General features: G+C 36.4%; 9 protein-coding genes. 3 read left to right on the plus strand and 6 right to left on the minus strand.

What is annotated here, in order from left to right; translation table 11 throughout:
- Positions 1-18: 18 nt before the first annotated feature.
- Both EGT49_RS09105 and EGT49_RS09110 read right to left on the minus strand, forming a co-directional pair.
- A complete protein-coding gene (locus EGT49_RS09105) occupies positions 19-11,976 on the minus strand; it encodes an RHS repeat domain-containing protein (RefSeq protein ID WP_135373659.1) in 11,958 nt (3,985 codons plus the stop codon).
- A 206-nt stretch (positions 11,977-12,182) separates the two neighbouring features.
- Entirely contained in the window at positions 12,183-12,722 is a 540-nt protein-coding gene (locus EGT49_RS09110) for a dihydrofolate reductase family protein (protein ID WP_135373661.1), read from the minus strand.
- 326 nt (positions 12,723-13,048) lie between these two features.
- Here EGT49_RS09110 and celB point away from each other — a divergent pair, with 326 nt between their 5' ends.
- Positions 13,049-14,398, plus strand: coding sequence for a PTS cellobiose transporter subunit IIC (gene celB, locus EGT49_RS09115; protein WP_135373662.1), 1,350 nt, complete (start codon positions 13,049-13,051; stop codon positions 14,396-14,398).
- A gap of 163 nt (positions 14,399-14,561) precedes the next feature.
- On the opposite strand, the gene EGT49_RS09120 is transcribed toward celB, so the two are convergent.
- Positions 14,562-15,791 (minus strand): DUF389 domain-containing protein, encoded by a 1,230-nt coding sequence (locus EGT49_RS09120; RefSeq protein WP_135373664.1) that lies wholly within the window; start codon positions 15,789-15,791, stop codon positions 14,562-14,564.
- Between the two features lie 115 nt (positions 15,792-15,906).
- Between EGT49_RS09120 and EGT49_RS09125 the strand changes: the two genes are divergently transcribed.
- Both EGT49_RS09125 and EGT49_RS09130 read left to right on the plus strand, forming a co-directional pair.
- The gene (locus EGT49_RS09125) at positions 15,907-16,242 is read left to right on the plus strand and encodes a PadR family transcriptional regulator (protein WP_135373665.1); all 336 of its coding nucleotides are present in this window, start codon (positions 15,907-15,909) and stop codon (positions 16,240-16,242) included.
- A complete protein-coding gene (locus tag EGT49_RS09130; protein ID WP_135373666.1) occupies positions 16,235-17,092 on the plus strand; it encodes a DUF1129 domain-containing protein in 858 nt (285 codons plus the stop codon). Before EGT49_RS09125 ends, EGT49_RS09130 begins: the two co-directional genes overlap by 8 nt.
- 102 nt (positions 17,093-17,194) lie before the next feature.
- Here the strand turns inward: EGT49_RS09130 and ltrA are convergent, their stop codons facing one another.
- The 3 genes from ltrA to EGT49_RS09150 form a co-directional block, all read right to left on the minus strand.
- Positions 17,195-18,580 carry a group II intron reverse transcriptase/maturase gene (gene ltrA / locus EGT49_RS09135; protein WP_135373668.1) on the minus strand — a complete coding sequence of 462 codons (1,386 nt, stop codon included), beginning with the start codon at positions 18,578-18,580 and terminating at the stop codon, positions 17,195-17,197.
- A gap of 481 nt (positions 18,581-19,061) precedes the next feature.
- Positions 19,062-19,283, minus strand: coding sequence for a hypothetical protein (locus EGT49_RS09145; protein ID WP_135373671.1), 222 nt, complete (start codon positions 19,281-19,283; stop codon positions 19,062-19,064).
- Positions 19,284-19,299: 16 nt separating this feature from the next.
- Positions 19,300-21,066 (minus strand): glycoside hydrolase family 35 protein, encoded by a 1,767-nt coding sequence (locus EGT49_RS09150; RefSeq protein ID WP_135373672.1) that lies wholly within the window; start codon positions 21,064-21,066, stop codon positions 19,300-19,302.
- Position 21,067 lies beyond the last annotated feature (1 nt).

The raw sequence follows: 21,067 nt of genomic DNA on the forward strand, positions 1-21,067 counted from the left end.
ACCGGCTTGTTCCACTCTCTAATACCATGCGTAAGTATTGAAATGAACCCCTTTAACTAGTTTGATCCATTCATCATTACCGACATGATAATAAGTATCACCATTTGAATCTTCAACTCGATAATCAGTTCTCCAAGATGTTTCTTGAGCTAAGGAGTAATCATCGATCAATTCGTCTTCTTTAGAATACAAGCGATAAATTGTGCTTGTACGATCTAGATTGATAATTCCCTTAACGCCAACGGCATTCTTGAAGACACCTGTCTCAATTGGTTCTTCGAAGAAAACATCATTTGAATCGACCCACTCACCGGTTGCAACACGATATTGTTTAATGCCGGCTCGGTTAGTTCTAACTTGGTCAGTTCTCCAAGAAGTATCTTGGACCAATTGACGACCTTTGATCAATTCATTGTCTTGATTATCCAAATCAAAAGTCTGTTGATCAGTCTTAGTTGTGATAATGCCATCGATATTTGCGTAAGTCCAAGCATCATCAATAACCACTTCATTTTGACCAAAGATAACATCGTTTGCATCGACCCATTCGCCAGTAGCAACACGATATTGTTGAACACCAGCCCTGTTAGTCCGATATTGATCAGTCTTCCAAGAAGTATCTTTCTTCAAATTACGACTAATAGCAACGTTTGCTTGATCATTTAATTGATATTGTCTTTGATTTGTCTTAGTTGTTACGATTCCAAATACATCTTTGTAAATCCAATCGTCGTCACCTTTAGTTTGTGGATAGCCTAGATAGACATCATTTGCGTCAATCCATTCACCAGTAGCGACACGATATTGTTTGACACCGGCTTGATTAGTCCGAATTTGATCATACTTCCAAGAAGTATTTTCAGCCAAATTCCGGTTCGTGATCCGCTCATTATCTTGATTGTTCAAACCGTACATTTGACGATCTGTCTTGGTCGTAACCACACCAGAGTCATCACCGTAAGTCCAATCGTCATCTGCACCAGTTTCACTACCAGTTGTTGAACCAGTTCCAGTAGTTGATCCAGTACCGCCAGAATTTCCACCAGTACCAGTGCTACCACCAGTTGAACCTCCAGTTGAGGATGCCGCCTTGACGTTGACCGCACGAATGAAGGTTACCGTATTATTACCTTTATCTACTGAAACATTGTCGCCATCGAAGGTATAAGCATTAGTCCCATTATCAACTAACTTAACTGTCACTCTTTGATAATAAGTGCCGGCTTTCGTAAATTTACCATTACTATCGATGTTTGTAGTCTTATTTGTGGCTGCTTTATCAGTATAGAAGTCTCCAAATTGAACCCCATCATTAGCAACAACTGCATCATTACTTGAACCAGTGATAGAAACATCACCAGGATTATTCAAACTTGAATCACGGACTGAAGTACCATAATCAACTGACGTGTCAGCAATAATGTAATTTGCTGGAGTTGTTGAAGCAACAACCTTTTGAACAAAGGTGACACTATTATCAGTTTTATCGTAAGTTCCACCAATTGCGGCAAAGTTAATATTATCAGCTGCACCATCAGCTAAGTAGAACTTAATTTGTCTGAAGTAAGTTCCGGCTTGGTAAACTCGATTGCCACTAGCTAAGTCAGTTTTATCAGTCAAATCATTCTTCAAATAATAATCTGAACCTACTTCGACATTCTTGTTAGGAGCAAGCAAAGAATTACCATCAGAATCCGTCAATGTGTAATCAGTATCCGCTAACTTTGAATCGTCTTTAGTATCGACTGAAACATCCACGTCCGAAACTGAAGTTTGAGCATACTTTTCAGCAGCCAAAACATTGATTGTTTGAATATAAGTGACAGTACCATCACTATTGACCACCACATTTGGATCAGCAAAACTATTGCTGTCTAATTTAACATTTGGCGTAAAGGTTACTCGACGATAATAAGCTCCAGGCGTTGTAAAGATATCACCAACATCAACAACACCGGATTTATCACCAGCCAAAGCTACCTTAACACCTGTGTAATATGTATTATCAACACTAACTGATGCTGGAATTGAATCATTCTTATTGTTCAAAATATATCCATCTGTAGAAGTTAATTTTGTGTCACTCGTTGAAGTTCCAGTTGTGACATCAATTGAAGCAACTGAAACATGAGCTACAGCAGAATTGATTACTACTGTTTGAACATAAGATACTGTGCCATTACCAACTAATGCATCCGTTCCAAAGGTATTATTGTCAATATCTTCCTGACTGACTTTAAACGTAATTTCACGATAATAAGTTCCAGGTTTTGTGATTGAAATGGAATCTACATTTTTAAAGACATTAGTAGAATCCGTGTAGTACTTAGCACCAGGTGTAACACTAGTAGAAATTGCGTTGCCATCCTGATCGTACAAAACATTTTCAGCCATACTCGTCAAAGCATCACTATTACCAGCAGTCGTATTAACAACCGTAATAGTAGGCCTTGCTAGAGAACTATTCACAACGTGGATTTGTTGAGCATAAGTAATTGTGCCATCAGCATTAACTTTTGCATTTCCATCATGCAAATCATAATCTTTGGCAAAATTCTTATCTGTTGGCATGAAAGTAATTACTCGATAGAAATCACCCTTTAAGAATTTACCATTTGCCGCCGCATTAGCGAACTTAGAAGAATTACCCAAAGCATCAGCAACATTTGAATAGAACTTAGTATTGTCAATTTTAGTGACTTCTCCAAGTGATTTACCATTTGCATCTTCAAGCTTAAGTGCATTTTTATCCTTAACATTTTCAGCATCAGTTGAAGTTCCAACGTTAACAGTCAATGAATCTGCAGTAATCTTGGCAGCTTCATTGGCACTAACTACCACTGCCTGGACATATGAAACTGTACTATTTACTTTATCCACATGTGCATTAGTTCCGAAGTTATTTGCACTTATTTCTTCCCGTGTTAGTTGGAAAGTAATTTCACGATAATATGTATCAGCTTTTGTAAAGTTTCCGTCCGCATCTATTTCTAAAGTTGTCTTGGCTCCATCAGTAAAGACATCCCCGGCTTCATCATAATATTGATCTCCATATGACAAAACTTTTGCATTAGTGATTTGTTGACCATTTGCATCATAAATCTTATTTTCAGTAGGATTGTCAGTTACAGAAGTTATATTCTGTCCAACTTTAGCTTTTGCAATACTTACATTGTATTTAGAAACGGCATCATTATCCGTAACATTAATTTCTTGTGCATAATAAACTTTTTTACCATCTGAACTTAATTTGGCATTGTCATCATTCAAAAGATAACCGTCATTTAAGTTCACATTATCTGATACATCAAAGGTTATAAGGCGATAATATTGACCCTTATTAAAGTTGCCATTGTCATCTACCGCGGTTATACTTGCATTGCCGTTTAAAGCATCTGTAGCACTCTTATAATAAGTTCCGTCAACCTTGGCAACACTACCCAATGTTTTTCCTGCAGTATCCGTTAATGTTCCCGTAGTTTCTTCAACTGATGCTTCTGAAGTTCCTGTTGAAATATTTAATGGATCAACATGGACCTTAACACCTGTCACGCCAACATAAATTGGTTGAACAAACGAAACGGTATATTTTTGAGCATTTAGATATGCATCACTACCAAAGTTATTCTTTGCAAAGTCTTCATGGCTCAATATGAATGTTACTGAACGATAATACAATCCTGAATTATTGAAAGTACCATTTTCAGAAACAGTTGGAGCTACGTCTTCTTTAAAGACATCCTTAGCATTTACATAGTATTTTTCGCCATATGTAGGATTTTTACTAATAGTATTACCTTTACTATCAGTTAATTTAGCATCTTTTGGATTGTTATCGTCAACTATTTCTGTAGTATCACCTACATCAGCTTTACCAGATGAGATATTCGCTTGGGCCAAATCTGTAGCTGAACGAACAGTTACTGGTTGAGCATAAACTATTGTGCCATCAGCGAGCTTTGTCATATTGTCATCAGATAATACATAGTCATTATCAAAGTTATCTTCCGGTGAGAAGTAAATTAAACGATAATATGTACCCGGATTTAGATAACGCTCACTCACTGCCGAGTTACTTACATCAGCTGTATTTTGTTTCAAGGCGCCTTCACGAGAGTTGTAATATACTTTACCAATCTTACTGAATTTAGCTCCTGTCAAAGTATAGCCTGTAGAATCAGTAACTTTTTGATTATCAACTGTCGTTTTAGCATCTACTACTAAAGGATTTACCGAAACTCCTGTAGGAATAGAACCAACACTAATCTCTTGAGCAAAAGTTACAGTATTATCCTCTTCATTTATTGAATAATCCGTTCCATTTTTACCATTAAAAGTATAGGAACTAACTGGATTCTTTAATTTGAATGTAATTGTCCGATAATACGTTCCAGCTTTAACAAACGTTTTATTTTCTTTTGTATCAGAAATGCCCTTTATTGCATCTTCTGACTTTGTATAAAATTCATCTCCTGTTTTAACATCAGCCATAAGAACCTCACCATTGTTTATAGTTAATCTATTTGTGCCTGAGTCGCTTATATTAGAAATGTTATCCCCAATTTTGGCAAAAATAGTATCAATCTTTTCACTAACTGCGTTTGATGTAACATTAATTTTTTGGATATAAGTTACAGTGTTTCCACCCTCAGGAATAACTGGACTCTCTCCATTAATTATATCTGTAAAATCATGATTTGAGGTTAAATCGTTTAAAGTAATTGTAACTCGACGATAATATGATTTTCCGGCTTCAGTAAACTGATCATCAGCTTTCACAGAAACTGGTGAAGTTTCACTATAAGCATCTTCTGCACTTTCATATAAATTGGAGTCTATTGAAATTCCACTAATCAATGATTTCTCAGTAATGTTATCAATTACTTCAATTCCAGACTTATTATTACTAATTGACGAAATTCCAGTTCCAACGCCAACATTAAGATCAGAAATAGTTGCTGTAGTTGGATTGACTGAGACAGTTACCGATTGAACATATGTAATTACTTTACCTTCAGAACTTATTACATAGTCAGTTCCCTCTTCACCAGCAAAGTTATATTCACTGGCAGGATTAATTAAGTTGAAAGTAACTTTCCGGAAGTATGTTTCAGGTTTAACAAAGTAACCATTTTTAATACCACTTGAAGACTTAATAGCACTGTTTGTTACTGAATCTAAAGCATCTTTAGCAGTATCGTAATAAGTTTCATCAGGAACGGAGTTTCCATCAACAATCGATTGACCATCAGTATCTAATAACAAGCTACCGTCTGGCGTTTTCCCTACTTTGCCTGTTGAATCACCAACTTTAACATTCCCTAATTTTGAAATATTAGCGGTAACTGTACTCTTATTAACTGTCACAGCTTGAACAAAGGTTACTGTTCCGTCACTACTCTTAGGACCAACGCCATTTACTAAGTCAGTAAAGGTATAGTTCTTAGCTTCAGCATTTAATTTGAATGTAATTGTCCGATAGTAAGTTTGACCGGATTTTGTAAACTTTTCTCCAACGTTAACCGCATCAGTCTTACCATCATCAGTCAAAGCACTTTGAGGATTCGTGTAATAAGTTTTACCAAATGTGATTCCGTCATTGTTAGAATCATCAATTAACGAATTATTTCCACTATCAACTAAGCTATCACCATCAGTATCAGTAATATTTGTAGACGAACCAACATTTACCGCCAAATTATGTACGTTAACAGTTGTTGTGCTTGGTAACACATTAACTGCTTGAACAAAGCTAACGGTTTTACTCTCAGTATCAACATCGATAGCATCAGAACCTTTAAAGGCAGCGGCATCAATTGAATCATTGTTAATATGGAAAATGATTTCACGATAATAAGTTCCAGCTTTAGTGAATTTTCCATTAACAACTTCATTCGTTGCTTCATCATTAAGATCACTATCAGTGTAATATTTTGGACCAAAAGTTACTTTATCAAAAATATTTGTCTTAGTGCCATCAGCATTTGTTACATAAAGCACACTGCCAGCAGCTTTTTCTGAATCAGCTGTTGAACCATTTAGGTTACCTTGAGCAGGATAAATTTTGGCAGTAGCCGGATTATTTTCAACATCTACTTCTTGAACATATGAGACTTCCGTTCCATCATCATTTAGGTGTCCACCATTAAGAGCGTACTGATTACCATCAATACCTTCTTTTAACTTGAAGGTAATAACACGATAGTATTGACCAGCTTTAGCAAAGTTATTACCAGCTACCACACCGGAATCTGCTTTACCCTTTCCGGATAAAATATTCTCAATCGTATTATTTGTTGTATCGGCCATATCATAATAATTTGTGCCAAAAATCACACCATTATCTTGTACGACCGAATTATTATTAACCTTTAATGTAGGTACATCTTTCTCAGAATCACTTACCAAACTACCATTTGAGACACTTTGTGACTTAATCTCTGGCTCCATACTTGAAGTTCTTACCTCGACTGGTTGGGCCATTGTTACGGTGCCATCAGAATTAATTAAATAATCTGTTCCCTCAGTACCGTCAAAATCATAACTTTCATTTGGATCAAGTAGTGTGAAGGTAATTGTCCGATAGAAATCACCCGTTCCTTTAAACGTCGTTCCTAATGATTTCGAAGTATTTTCATTTAAAGCATCAGTCGCAGTAGCATAATAATCACTACCAACTGTTGTTTTGTCATCATCAATTATGGATTTACCATTTGCGGTTATCGTGCTTTTGCCTTTAGCAACTGATTTTACATCGTCACCAACACTGGCGCTTACTGTATCGATATTTTCGACAAAATCATCTGTAACATTAACTTTTTGAACATAGAAGATGATATTTGAACTGGCAATTGGTTTCTCTCCATTTACAACACTATCAAATTTATATTCCGATAACGTATCATCACTCACTTTGAAGCCAACTAGACGATAATATGTACCAGCTTTATCAAAAGCTGACCCATCGTTTTTAACTACTTCAGTTTGATTAATTGCGTCTTCTGCTGTTGCAAAATAAGAATCCTTATAGTCTGAACCCAGCATTTCTCCAAGTGTTCCGATACTATCAACATCCAAAGCTTTATTAGCAAAATTATCGATCAATTCTACCCCATCAACTTTATTCTCTATCGTTGACGTTGGTGTTCCTACTCCAATGGAAACATCTGGAACAATTGCTGTGGTAGAAACTTTATTCATAAAAATTGGTTGGAGATATACAACATTGTCTGAGTAATCTGTAGATATAACACTAGAATAACCTTCAAAATCATAATAACCTGCTGCTTTAGGTAAGGAGAATATGACGGGTCGACAATAAGTCATAAGTTTATCAAAAGTGTCTGATTTAACGTTCTTATCCTTATCCACTTTCAAAGCATCCTCAGGATTTTCAAAAACAATATCAGACGTATATCCCGTGGCAATAAGTTGTCCATCGTCAGAGACTAACTCCCCCATATCAATGGGATTTCCATCTCCACCACCTATATCACTTATCCTGCTCCCAGGGTCTACATAAATGGGGTCAATTTTTGCATTAACTTTAATTTTTTTGGCTGCAGTGACATTAATTTTTTGAACAAAGGTTACTCCCATTCCACTAACATCTGGAGCATATCCATTTACTTCCTTGTTTACATAATCATAACTAGCTGCTTCACCAATATTCTTAAACAAGAATAGAATTCTCCGGTAATACGTTTCACCAGCCTTTAATGAAGTAACTTTTTTAGTAGCATCATTATTGTGTGCATTCTCGGCAGTATAATAAACACCTCCAGGTTCAAACTCACCAATAGAGCTACCATCTTCATCATTAACTAATGTAGCATTTTGAGGCAAATCATCAATCGACACATCATCCGTTACGTTTATATCTTGAACACTGGCCGATGCACGAATACCTGTAACATTAACTTTTTGAACATATGAAACTTTCGTTCCATCATCATTTATAAGTCCATTATTATCAAAATTGTATTTTTCACCATCGACATTTAAAGCAAATGTAACTACACGATAGTAACTACCAGTCTTAGCAAAGTTAGTCCCATTTGTTGCATTACTGTCCCGATAGCCTAATCCGTATAATATGGTTTTGGCCGTATTACCTCCATTAATAGTGTTGTAATAATCAGTTCCATAAGATACACCATCTTTTTTCACAATTGATTTACCGTTAACAGTTAAATCCGGTGTATCTTTTTCCGAATCGCTTATTAAACTACCATTTTGAACAGTTTGACTATTAATGTCTGATTTTACAGTTGAAGTACTTACTTCGACTGGTTGAGCCATGGTTACGGTGCCATCAGAATTGATTAAATAATCTTTACCTTCAACACCTTCAAACCCATAGTCTTTTGCTGAACCTGCCACATCAGTTAGGGTGAACGTTATTGTGCGCCAATATGTACCAGAGTTTTCAAAAGTCGTACCTTGTGAATCTTTATCATTCAATGCATCTGAGGCACTATTATAATAATTACTACCAACTTTTGTATCCTTTATTATAGATATACCATTATTAGTTATAGTACTATTTCCTTCATCTACTGCTCCTACTTCATCTCCGACATTAGCAGTTGCTGTATCAATGTTTTCAACAATTGAATTGCCTACATTGACCTTTTGAACCATAGTTACAGTATTATCAGAATCAATCCTATAGTCAGTACCTTGAACACCATCAAACGTATAATCACTAGTTGATCCTGTTTTTAAAGTAAATGTAATTGTCCGGTAATATGTACCCGGGTCTGTGAATTCTGAGTTGGATGAACTTACATCATCACTCAAAACGTCTTCCTTATTAGAATAATATTTATCACCGACTGTTGTCAGATCATCATTAATGATAGATGAACCATTTGCTTCTATAGTATTTTCACCTTTATTAATTGAACCAACAGAATCTCCTACGTGGGCAGATACCGTATCTATATTTTCAATAAAGCCGTCAGTTACGTTAACCTTTTGAATATAAAAAACATACGTTTTATCATCCATAGGCAAAATATATGCTTTTTCACCATTTATGGTGCTATCAAACTCATAATTTGATATTTCATTATTACTTAAAGGAAATCCAATTATACGATAATATGTACCTTTCTCAGAAAATGATAAAATTGCTTGTTTTTCACTATCATTTACAAGCCCACTTGTATCACCATTGAAAAATGCCATTGCTCCAGCAGCCGTTTTAAAATAAAGAGCTGGCAACTGAGGATCTAACATAGGAAAAACAAGACCGATATCAACTTTCAAAGGTTCTTTAGTATTACTATCTACAAAACTAATCCCAGAAAAATCATTATCTATTGTCGTTGTAGGTACGTTTTCACTGATAGTAATATCTGGAACAGTTGCTGTTATTGGATTAGCCACTATAACCTTTTGGTAATATCCTACACTAGTCCCATCACTGCTTATCATTGCGGCGACACCATTTACTTCTGGGAATTTATAATCATCTGCATCTATTATTCCATTGAACTTAATACGGATTTGACGGTAATATACCCCTACAGGGGTCGATTCAGAGAGTTCAAAAGAATTATTATTATTTTTTGCATCATCTATATTTTTATAAAGCCCATCAATTGGCCAATAATTTGAATACATGTTTGGTTTTGTATCAGCTGTTAATGATGGTTTAGGGCTATTTATTATTGTTGAACCAACTGCCACTGTCACATCAGGAACATTTACTGTAACATTTCCAAAATTTTTAACAGTAAATGGTTGTACGAATGTAACACTATTATCCTTACTATCAGTTGAAAGTTTATTTGCACCAGTAAAATCTAAAGTATCTACATTTTCCGTTAAATAATAAGTTATCGTACGATAATAAGTTCCTAATGCAGATAAACCCACGACCGGTGTACTTAAGTTGATATCCGAATAATAGGTTTTCCCAAATTCAATCCTTTTTTCACCTTGATCATCAGTATCAATTATTGATGTTTCTTCATTACCACTACCAACTTTCAAAGTATCATTGGTTGTATTATTCAATGCAGCAATTATTTTATCAGAACCAGAATTTTTATATATAGTTGGGGTATCATAACTAACCGTCGCTGTTACGGTTGGAACAGGAGCAATATGAACTTTTTGAATATAAGTAACAGTGTTGTTTCCTTCGCCATCTTTTCCTACTTTATAAGAACTAGTATCTGTTCCAAACGTATTAGTATCTATTGCATTATCAATTAAATAGAAGGTAATTGTTCTTAAGTAATCACCCGATTTAAGGAAGTCGCCATTTTCATCTACAACATCGGTTTCAGGACTTACTCCTGCAGCTTCACTATTTAAGACATCATAATTTGATAAGTTTCCAGCATAATAATCATTACCAAAACTTACACCACTGTATTGTCCTTTACTTGTGTTAACCAAAGAACCATCTGTATTCATTAAAGTATTGCTATTGGCAGTATTATCAGAATTTTCTCCCGTGATTGAATTTATAGAATCTCCAACTTTAGAGCTGATTGAATTTATACTTGGTGTAGCCGAATCCTTAACATCAACTTCTTGCACAAAAGTAATCGTATTACCGCTATGAGTATAAGCATCTGACGAAATTTTGTAATCACTAGCATTTCCACTATCTAACGTGAAAACCACTCTACGATAATATGTTCCAGCTTTTTTAAAAGTACCATCTTCGATCTCATTCGTTGTTGCTTGATGCTGTGTTTCTTTATCTGTATAAAGTTTTTCATCTGTTAATGACGTACTAGGGACATCAATAGTACCATTTGTAAGCTTCCCTAACTCTGTCTTTGGAAGATCACTAGTTTTACTATTTATCGATACCTGAATTGGATTCATATCTGCATTCAAATTGCCAATTACTTTGAAAGAACGCACAACTGTTATATACCCAGAATCTTTGTTTAAAACAAAGTTGTCATTTTCTGTTGACTTCGTTCCATTTATAAACGTTTCATAGTTATCTATTGCACCTTGGGTTTTTGGATCTTTTTCACCTGATAGCATATATTGAATTGCTTGATCTTTACTACCACTTAATTTATAAGAAACTGTTTGCCAATAAGTACCTGGAGTTTCAATCTTACCATTATCCAATTTAGAACTACCGGTTGCCAATGTAGATTCTGGATCAAAATCATCTGATTCAGCATAATCTAAGGCTTCCTTTTCATTAGAAAAAATACTCTTACCAAAATGAGGAACTGACATAGATGTCATATCTCCACCACTTTGTGAATAATTATCAGTTACTGATAAAGAATTCGTACCCGCATCGTTCAAAGTTGAATCAGTTAATGTTGTACCGGAGCTCACAGTAATATCTGAGTTATTCTTTTTTATGTCAAATCTGCTCAAATAAATATTAAATGAAAATGTCGTTAAACTAGGATCAATATCCTTTAAAAGTGAATCAGACTTAGTAGTTACATGTACTGTAGCTTTCATAGGAAATTCATTATTATTTAAGTTATCCGCATAATCCTTTAATTTATCACCAGTTGAGGAATCAATATCTCCTGAAACCGCATCACTAAAGGTAATATATCCCAATAATTCATCATTAAACAAAACCTGACTATGTGTATTTTCAAATACATCATCGTTAAAATCGCCACTTTGGCCTTCAATAGGATTAATTTTTATTTTCTTCAAATCTTGATCGCTCTGAATATCATGTATAGATTGAGGATGTCCTAGATTGAAATAATAAAATTGATCGGCCGAATAACCAGATAAAGTAGTTAATATCGGTTTTATACTATTATATCCGGCAACATAAATATCTCCGAATTGGCTCTTAAATCTTGTTAAAGCAGTTTTAACATCATAATTAGGATCATTAGTTACACTATCAGCTTGAACTATCTCTATTGGTTCTAGCATAGGAATAACCACGGGAGCACCGGCGGCGAGTAAAGCCACGGCGACTGCACTACCTATATATTTAATATTTTTCTTCATAGCTAAAAACCCCTCTCCGGACTTTTAAAACACAAAGTTAATCCCTTACATCAATTACCTTGATTTTAGCACTTTCACAAAAATATATTTATATAATTTTAGGCTAATAATTAATTAAAAATAAAAATATTACTATGGCATATATCAAAAATAGAGGTACTGAATTTAATCAGTACCTCTATTTTTTATAGTATTTGTTTAACTTTTTATCTTACGTATTCTAAATACACAATTTCGTCTACTTTTTTTACAGAATCTAAAGTTAATTCTTTGGGTGACACGCGTTCGGAAAACAGCGGGATTCCTTTTCCCAAGACGATTGGCACGATTCCGATATGATAGATGTCGATTAAATCGGCGTTGACTAATGGGGCGATGACGTTGCTGCCACCGATGACCCAAATATCGCCACGTGATGACTTTGACTTCAAATCTTTCACTAATTTGGCGACGTCGCCGTTGATGAAGTGAATATTATCCTCGTCTGGTAAGGGATGAGTCGTCATCACGTAATTTTCATAGTCGGCATACGGATATGTCGTTGGGGAAAGTTCATTTACGACTTGATTGTAAGTGTGTCTTCCCATCACCACAGTATTAACTCGTTTGGAAAGTTTGGCATACTCTCGATCAACTGCGTTCCCCGATGCAAATTTATCATTCCATAAAAAATTGATTTTGCCCTTTTCATTGGCGATATAACCGTCCAAAGTTTGCGTAATAAAAAGGATAACTTTACGTGCCATACGACCAGCCCCCGATACATTTTCTATAATTATATAACCATCACAATAAAAATAGTAAACAAATGTATGGTTTCCTGTACAAAAAGTATTTATACGTTAATAGATAGAAACCGAAATTCTTATAGAGAAACTTCAACGATATTTCCGCAAATAAATAAAATGAGGTATACCACTTTCTGTATGATACAGATTCGAATGAGTCTTGACATCTTGATTTAATAGGTGTATAAGCCCGAAAATGGTTTAATTTTATTTAAAAAATCGGTTTACTTTTGAAAACGGTTGCACTATCATAATCAATGTATTCTTTTGAAGGAGGGATATATATGGCAAATGAGGAGTCCGGCACTTTTAAGGAAAAGCTGGGTAACTTTGCCGGTAAATTTGCTGGTTCTAGATTCGTTAGAGCTATCATGGATGCTGGTTATAGTGTTATTCCATTCTCTATTATCGGTGCTATTTTCTTAATTTTAACTGTTTTACCGCAAGCATTCCCAATTCCTGGGTTCGCTGCGTTGTACGCAAATTCTTTAGGGCGTTTCTCGAACTTATTCCAAGTAATTTATAACGCTTCAATGGGTATTTTAGCCCTAATCTTTGCGGGTGAGTTTACATATTCTTATACAAAGATTTATGCTCACGAAGAAAAATTGGATTTAGTTCCTATCAATGCATTGTTCATGTTCTTGATGGGATTCTTCATCACTGTTCCACAAATGATCTGGAAGAGTGGTTCTATCCAACTTCAACAATCACTAAAGCCTGATAACATTATCGGTGGTGGTATTGCTGTATCTGGTTCCGGTATTACTAGAATTGCTGCCGTTGGTATCTTTACTGGTTTAGTTGTTGGCTGGATTACAGTGCAAGTTTATCGCTTCACTATCAAGCACAACTGGCGTATTAAGATGCCTGCTTCAGTTCCTGCTGGTGTTGCTAATTCATTTAGTTCATTGATTCCTGGATTATGCGTGGCTGTCGTAATCGCAGTAATCAACTTATCACTAGTTCTTGCCGGAACTGATTTATTCAAGGTATTATACATTCCATTCTCATTTATTAGTAAGATTACTAATACTTGGTGGGGATTCTTGATTATCATCTTCTTGATCCACTTCCTATGGTGGTTCGGTATCCACGGTGCTACAATCATGAGTTCATTCTACACACCAATTATTTTGGCAAATATGGCTGCCAACGTTAAAGGTGCTAACAACTTCTTCGCTGGTGACCCATTGAACGCCTTTGTTATCATTGGTGGTTCAGGTGCTACATTAGGTGTTGCTATTTGGCTAGCAACTCGTGCAAAATCTGCACAACTAAGAGAAATTGGTAAAGTTGAAGTTGTTCCAGCTATCTTCAATATTAACGAACCTTTACTATTCGGTTTACCAATTGTTTATAACATTGATTTGTTTATTCCATTTATCGGTGCTCCACTAGTTTCAGGTCTTGTCAGCTACTTTGCTGTCACATTGAAACTAGTTCCTAAGATCATTCTTCAACAACCATGGCCTACACCAGTTGGTTTGAGTGGTTTCATTGGTACTGCTAGTTGGAAAGGTGCTGTTCTATCTGTAGTCTGTGCTATCGTCGCATTCCTTGTTTGGTATCCATTTATCAAACGTTACGACAGAAGATTGCTCAAACAAGAACAAGAAAATGCTGCAGCATAATAATTTTGAAAAAACTCTCAGGGTGCTGGGAGTTTTTTTGTATTCACGCTACTTAATGTGTATAATGAATTTGATACATCAAACAAAGGGTAACTATTCTCGGTTATTCTGTATCCAAAAAGGCACTAGGTGTGGTCACCTAGTGCTCTTTTTGTGTCTTCATTTATTCTTTCGTAAAATGAATCGATGGATTGACGTCTAACTTGTCAGCCGCATTCTCAACGTATTTCTTAACTTTATCTTGGTTCTCTTTAGTATCATCTTTTAATTGAACTAAAATAATAGCTTTTTTAGTCTTACTCTTTGAGGCCATTTGACCAACGTAAACTTTTTCAACTTCATCTGGATACTTCTTCAACAATTGTTGTTTCAATTTCAAAAGATTCTTATCCGAATTATCCGTTGCCGTCGTTTGAATGGTCTTAGTTTTCTCTTGGTCGACATATTTCTTAAAGGCATCAACACTCAAATAATTTCCTTTCGAGAGTTGTTGGATCTGTAACTTATAGCTCCCTAATTGATAGTTAGGCAATTTTTGATTCAAATTTGTGATTTCCGAATCACTAAACTGACTGCCAATGACTGCTAACTTTATTTCGTCATTATCGATTTCTTTATTAACGACGTAGACACCTGGCAATTCGTTGGTGACGAAGCTTGTCAATTGTGTCTCATTGTAAGTCTGCTTGACCAATTTTGAAGCCGACACCAAACTTGGTATCGTGATTACTATCGCGGCAGCGAAAATCAAAATCTGATTTTTCAAAGGCATCGATGCTGATTTCTTAGCTTTCAAATTAAAAATCAAGGTACAGATCATCGTGGCTAAGGCGATAAAGAAGGTGTTGATCAAGAACAAGTAGCCGGCGCTGAAAACTATCGACCAGTTCATTTGACTGACGCCGTAACCGACGGTTGAAAGTGGTGGTATCAATGCGGTCGCAATCGCTACTCCTGGTAGGATATTACCGGGGTCTTTCTTGGCTGAACCGATGATGCCGGCGACACCTCCAAAGAAGGCCACTAACACATCCCAAATGGCTGGTTGGGTCCGAGCGATTATTTGCTCACTAGCATCTTTGATTGGTGACAAAGCAAAGTAGATCGTCGCCGCAACTAACGCAACTACCAACTCGATCACGTACAAGGTGGCGGCTTTGCGAATCAATTTAGTATCACGAATCCCGAAGCCATACCCCATTCCGATGATGGGATCCATAATCGGCGAGATCAACATGGCTCCAATGATGACCGCGACTGAATTCATATTCAAACCGACACTGGCAATCAAGGTTGCACAAAACAAAACGGCAAAATTGACCCAGCTTAATCCGAGTCCTTGACGAACGTGTCGGTCAATAATGTCTGACTTTAATAATTCCTCATTATCCATTATTTCTTCCCCACAATTTTTATTTCAAAACTATTCTACCAAAGATTTCACTATTATGCTTTACATACTAGTTAGACCCTAGTAGTATGTATTACATAATAGTGAGGTCAAAAAAATGAATAATTCTCAATTACTCAAAGGAGTACTCGAAGGCTGCGTACTGATCGTCGTTTCCCAAGATGAGGTTTACGGCTACGAATTAGTCCAGAAACTAAATAAGCTCGGTTTTACCGATGTGATTGGCGGAACCGTTTATCCGCTACTTCAAAAATTGGAAAAACGCGGCGACTTGACCAGCCAACAAAAGCCTTCATCCGAAGGTCCCATGCGCAAGTATTATTCACTGACAAAACAAGGTCAAAAACAATTACACGAATTTGTCAGTCAGTGGCAAGCACTAGAATCAGTCGTCAACAAAATTATTTCTCAAAAAGGTGGACAAGATGAGTAAATCAGACGAAACACAACAACTAATTGCAAATAACAACGTCTTACGAAAAGACCTGAACCCCGAAAATGCCAAGTATTACGATGACCTACTCGTTTACGTACGGACAGCCGGTATTTTATACGACGATTACGAAGTGGAAAGCCGGCTTTTCGAAATTTTGCAAGACATCCTCGACGCACAAAAGGATGGTTCCACTGCTAAAGAGTATTTTGGGCAGCACCCTAACGAAGTTGCTGATCAATTGATCAGTAACTTTCCGAAAATCACTCCCAAAAAACAATTAAAATTTTATGGGATCATCTTCGGCATCAGTGCCATTTGGACTTTGATCCTCCAGATGAACAGTCAAAGCCGACAATTAAATTTAGCACCCTTTTTATTAAACGGAATCTTTTTACTCTTCCTAATTTGGGGCATTCTTTGGTTTATTCATCAAAGTGTCTATCCCAAACTAATTCAAAATAAGAAATTAGGTTTACTATCGACTTGGGTCGTCTCGATATTTTCAATTTTAATTTTTACCGGCATTCAATTTTTCAAACCCAAAGTTCTCAGTCTCACCCTAACCGACGGTTTAGTCGTTACCATCAATGCACTAGTTATTGTCGCCGCCATTATCACCATGTTCGTCATCAAAAAAGCTTGGCGACCAATCGTAATTGCCTGTGAACCAATCATCTGGGTCATTGCTCTTTCCAATATTTTTAAATTATACGCACCCACGAACATGAACAAACCAATCCTAATTTGGACCGCTGTATTAGCTCTGATTAGTATTACTTGGTTCTTCGTTTGGTTTTGGCGAGATGGTCACAAAGAAAGTAGTGAAAAAGCAACGGAAAAGAAATAAGAATAATTTAGGATTGATTCTCCAATCGAGTAGGAAGTGACAATTAGTCACCGACCTCTCACACCACCGTACGTACGGTTCCGTATACGGCGGTTCATTAATTTAAGCATTTTGAATAGACTCGAGTTTCTTGGACATATTTATTAGGCCAAGGGACTCGAGTTTTCTATTCGTTAAAGTGTATGACAAGGTCTTACTGTGTGCGGTTCGCCAATACCCCTTGCGGGTGTTAGCGAAGATGCGAGCCTGATTCTTTGTCATACCAAGTTTTACTAGGTTTCTAATTCTGGTTTTGACTTTCTTCCATGATTTCCAGATATATTGTCTGATTCTTGAACGAAGCCATTCATCTAAATCCTTAATGAATGTTTTCATACTTCCAATTCCATAATAGTTGAGCCAACCTATCATCTTTTGATGTATCTCTTTAAAGAGAACATCGAGGCTCCTGCCTCGATTCCTCTTTGTCATTAACTTGAGTGATTGTTTGACTCTCTTTTTAGCTTGTCCGCTGGGTCTTATATAAACACCCTTGGCAGACATACCGAGAGAAAATCCTAGAAATTTCAACCTTAATGGAGAACCAACTTTAGTTTTCTTTCGATTAATGGTTAATTTTAAGTCTTTCTCAAGAAATTTTGAAATACTTTCAAGAACTCGGTATCCAGCTCGTTTACTTTTGACATAAATATTACAGTCATCGGCATAGCGAACAAATTTATGTCCTCGGGACACGAGTAATTTATCGAGTTCGTTCAAATAGATATTAGCTAATATTGGCGATAGGTTACCACCTTGTGGTGTTCCTTTTTCGGACTTTTGGAATAATTGTCCATCCATTACACCACTAGTCAAGAATTTACGAATCATTCTCAATAACCATTCATCATTAATATACTGCCTGATGAATTTCATCAGTAGGTCATGATTGACCGTATCGAAGTATGATTTTAGGTCGAGGTCTATCACAAAGTGATAGCCTTGATCATAAAATTCTGTGACACGTTTTATGGCATCATGGGCACTTCGATTTGGTCTAAATCCAAAGCTATTATCAGAAAACACATTCTCAAACACAGGCGTCATTGCTTGTGCAATGGCCTGTTGTACTAAGCGGTCAACGACCGTTGGTACACCTAACTTACGCTTTGACCCATCGGGCTTGGGTATCTCTACTCTTCTAACAGGCTTGGGCTTATAAGTAAGATTGCTTAGCGATTCTATCAATTGAGTTTTATTCTCTTTGATATAGTCAAACAGCTCATAGACAGTCATTCCATCTATTCCTTGTGCACCTTTATTTCTATAAACTCGTTGGTAAGCTAAGTTAAGATTGGTTCTGTTTAAAACTATTTCTTTAAATGAAATGCCATTCTTGTTCGTATTTTCACCAGAGGCGGCACTACGTGCCTCTGATTGCTTTTGATTTTCCAAATCTATCATCCTCAGATGGTCAGCTTTTTGTTCTGTTTTCTGCGATTGTCGCACCGCTTCCACCTCCAATATCGAAAAGAATTATTAATGTTCGGTCCTTCGTCACAAGTGACTACTATGACCTCGGCTGACTTCTGTACCATTCAGCCAAACATCACTGCTTGGTTTGTTTGTAGAATACATTTCGTTTTCTTGCCAAACATATGATACAGACCTCCCCGGGTAAGAACGCTAACTTTCATACCATGTAGCTGCCGACTTTACTAGAAATATTTTCGAGTAGTATAGGATTTTATCTTGTGTTGCAGATTTATCCAACATTTCCAGCCTTATAGTCGATTTTTGTTCATCAGCTCAGTATTTTGCTTTAGACTTCCTTCAGATTTCACCTCACGGTGGACACCCTTGTCCTCGGCTAGTGATTCCGACTACTACGGCTCACAATGGGCTTTCACCACCAAGTTAGCGCCCATGCCGGGCGCACAACAAAAAACACTCGATTCGTAAAAATCGAGTGCTTTTTTTCTACTTAATCCTATTCAAAGCCCGCTTGGAAGGATAACATACTTCCCCAGACTTCGGCTTTTACAGCTGCTTTAGCTGTCTTGGCGGCAGCATCTAAATCTGTTGCATTGGTTTTAAATCTTAATTTCAAACCTTTTTTATCAACAAAATCAAATGTCAATCCATCTTGATCATAATTATTTAGCAATTCAATAATTTTATCTTGTTGTGCAGGTACGTTTAAAAAAATCATTTTTCTTCTCCATCTATTACATTTTATCGATAATCGCGTGGTCACTAAATCTTAATTCTTCAATTGGAACATTTTCAGTTTCAAAAACAATAATCTCGTTATCTTTCTTTAACATCCCACCAGGAACATAAAGCGTATGGATTGGACCTTTAGACCAGAAACGTCCGATATTGATTCCGTTCACTACCACGCAGCCTTTGCCATATTTTGAACAATCGATGTAAGTACTATGAATATCTTCTAATTTCATCGTAAAACGATTAAAAGTTGGTTGCGTCGATTTTGGTGAAGCTTGATATGACAATTTTTTTAGTGTTTCATCAAATGGTATCAAGTATTGTTGCCAACCAACTAGGAATTGATGATCGACCATCACGCCGCCTTTGATACCTTTTTTCTGGGTAGGTGCCATTAACTTGTATCCATAATTAACGCGGCTTTGATTCTCAACTAAAATATCTAATTGAATTTGAGGATTTTCACCGTTAATAGTAACTTCGTCGCCAATTGTCTGGGCTGTTTGCGTTGCTAAATATTTTTTATCGGCGTACAAACTAACTCGATCATTGGCATCGATAACTTTCAGTTTTTCATCATGACCAAAATTCTTAGTTTCAGTCCGATACAAAACATAACCATAATAATGATGCAATTTTTCAAATGACTTAGGGTAAGAACTTTTAACAACTTCAAATTTTTCAGCATTATCTAACAAACCGGCACATCCGGTGCTTAGTTGTGTTGGATAGGAGTTAATTTTAGGAAAAATGGGGATATGTTGTTGGACATCAGGGAAGTTTTGTTTCAACATATTTTGCATTGCAAAAAATTTCTCAGTTGGTTCTCCCGCTTCATTCAAAATTGCATCGTAATCATAACTGGTAACTTGTGGCAAATCCTTGTTCTTTCGAGCAGAACAGCCATTCATAAAACCAAAATTCGTCCCCCCGCGAAACATGTATAGATTAATACTGCCTCGTTGTAATAAATTCGAAACGTCTTCAACCATTTCAGAAGCATCTCGTCGAACTACTTTTTCACCCCAACGATTAAACCAACCATCCCAATATTCCATGCACATTAATGGCCACTTCTTATTGTGTTGTTGGTGAAATTTTTCTAAAGCATCAAAGTTTTCGATTGAGTGTGATCCAAAATTACCTGTCACAAAAATATCTTTATCGATCAACGTTCCGGCAGTAAGGGCTTCGATCCAAGTTCCATCAGAAGTGAAAAGTGGGACGTCGACTCCCAAGCTTCTCATCATTTTGACGATTTCAGTTAAATACGTTTTATCTTCGCTATAGGATCCGTATTCATTTTCAACTTGCATCATCAAAACTGAACCATTGTGTGTAATTTGGTGTGATACTAAGCGCGGCATTAACGCTTGGTAATAATTTTGGACCTTCTTCAAAAACTCTGGATCACTGGAACGCAATTGCAGATCATAATTTAATAACCAGGCTGGTAGCCCGCCAAATTCCCATTCGGCACAGATGAACGGAGTGGGTCTAAGTAAAACATATAATCCGAGATCTTCAGCAATTTCTAAGAACTTTTCCAGATCATATCGGCCACTAAAATCAAACTTACCTTCATCGGGTTCATGCACATTCCAGGGAATATACGTTTCAACTGTATTGAAGCCCATTGCCTTTAAGTTAAACAATGTGTCGTGCCACTGGGTAGGATCAAGTCGAAAATAATGCACTGCTCCTGACAAAATTTTTAATGGCCGGTCGTTTAATCTGAATTGATCTTTAATCTCGAATTTCATAATT

The organism is Companilactobacillus suantsaicola (assembly GCF_004745525.1).
GTDB lineage: Bacteria > Bacillota > Bacilli > Lactobacillales > Lactobacillaceae > Companilactobacillus > Companilactobacillus suantsaicola.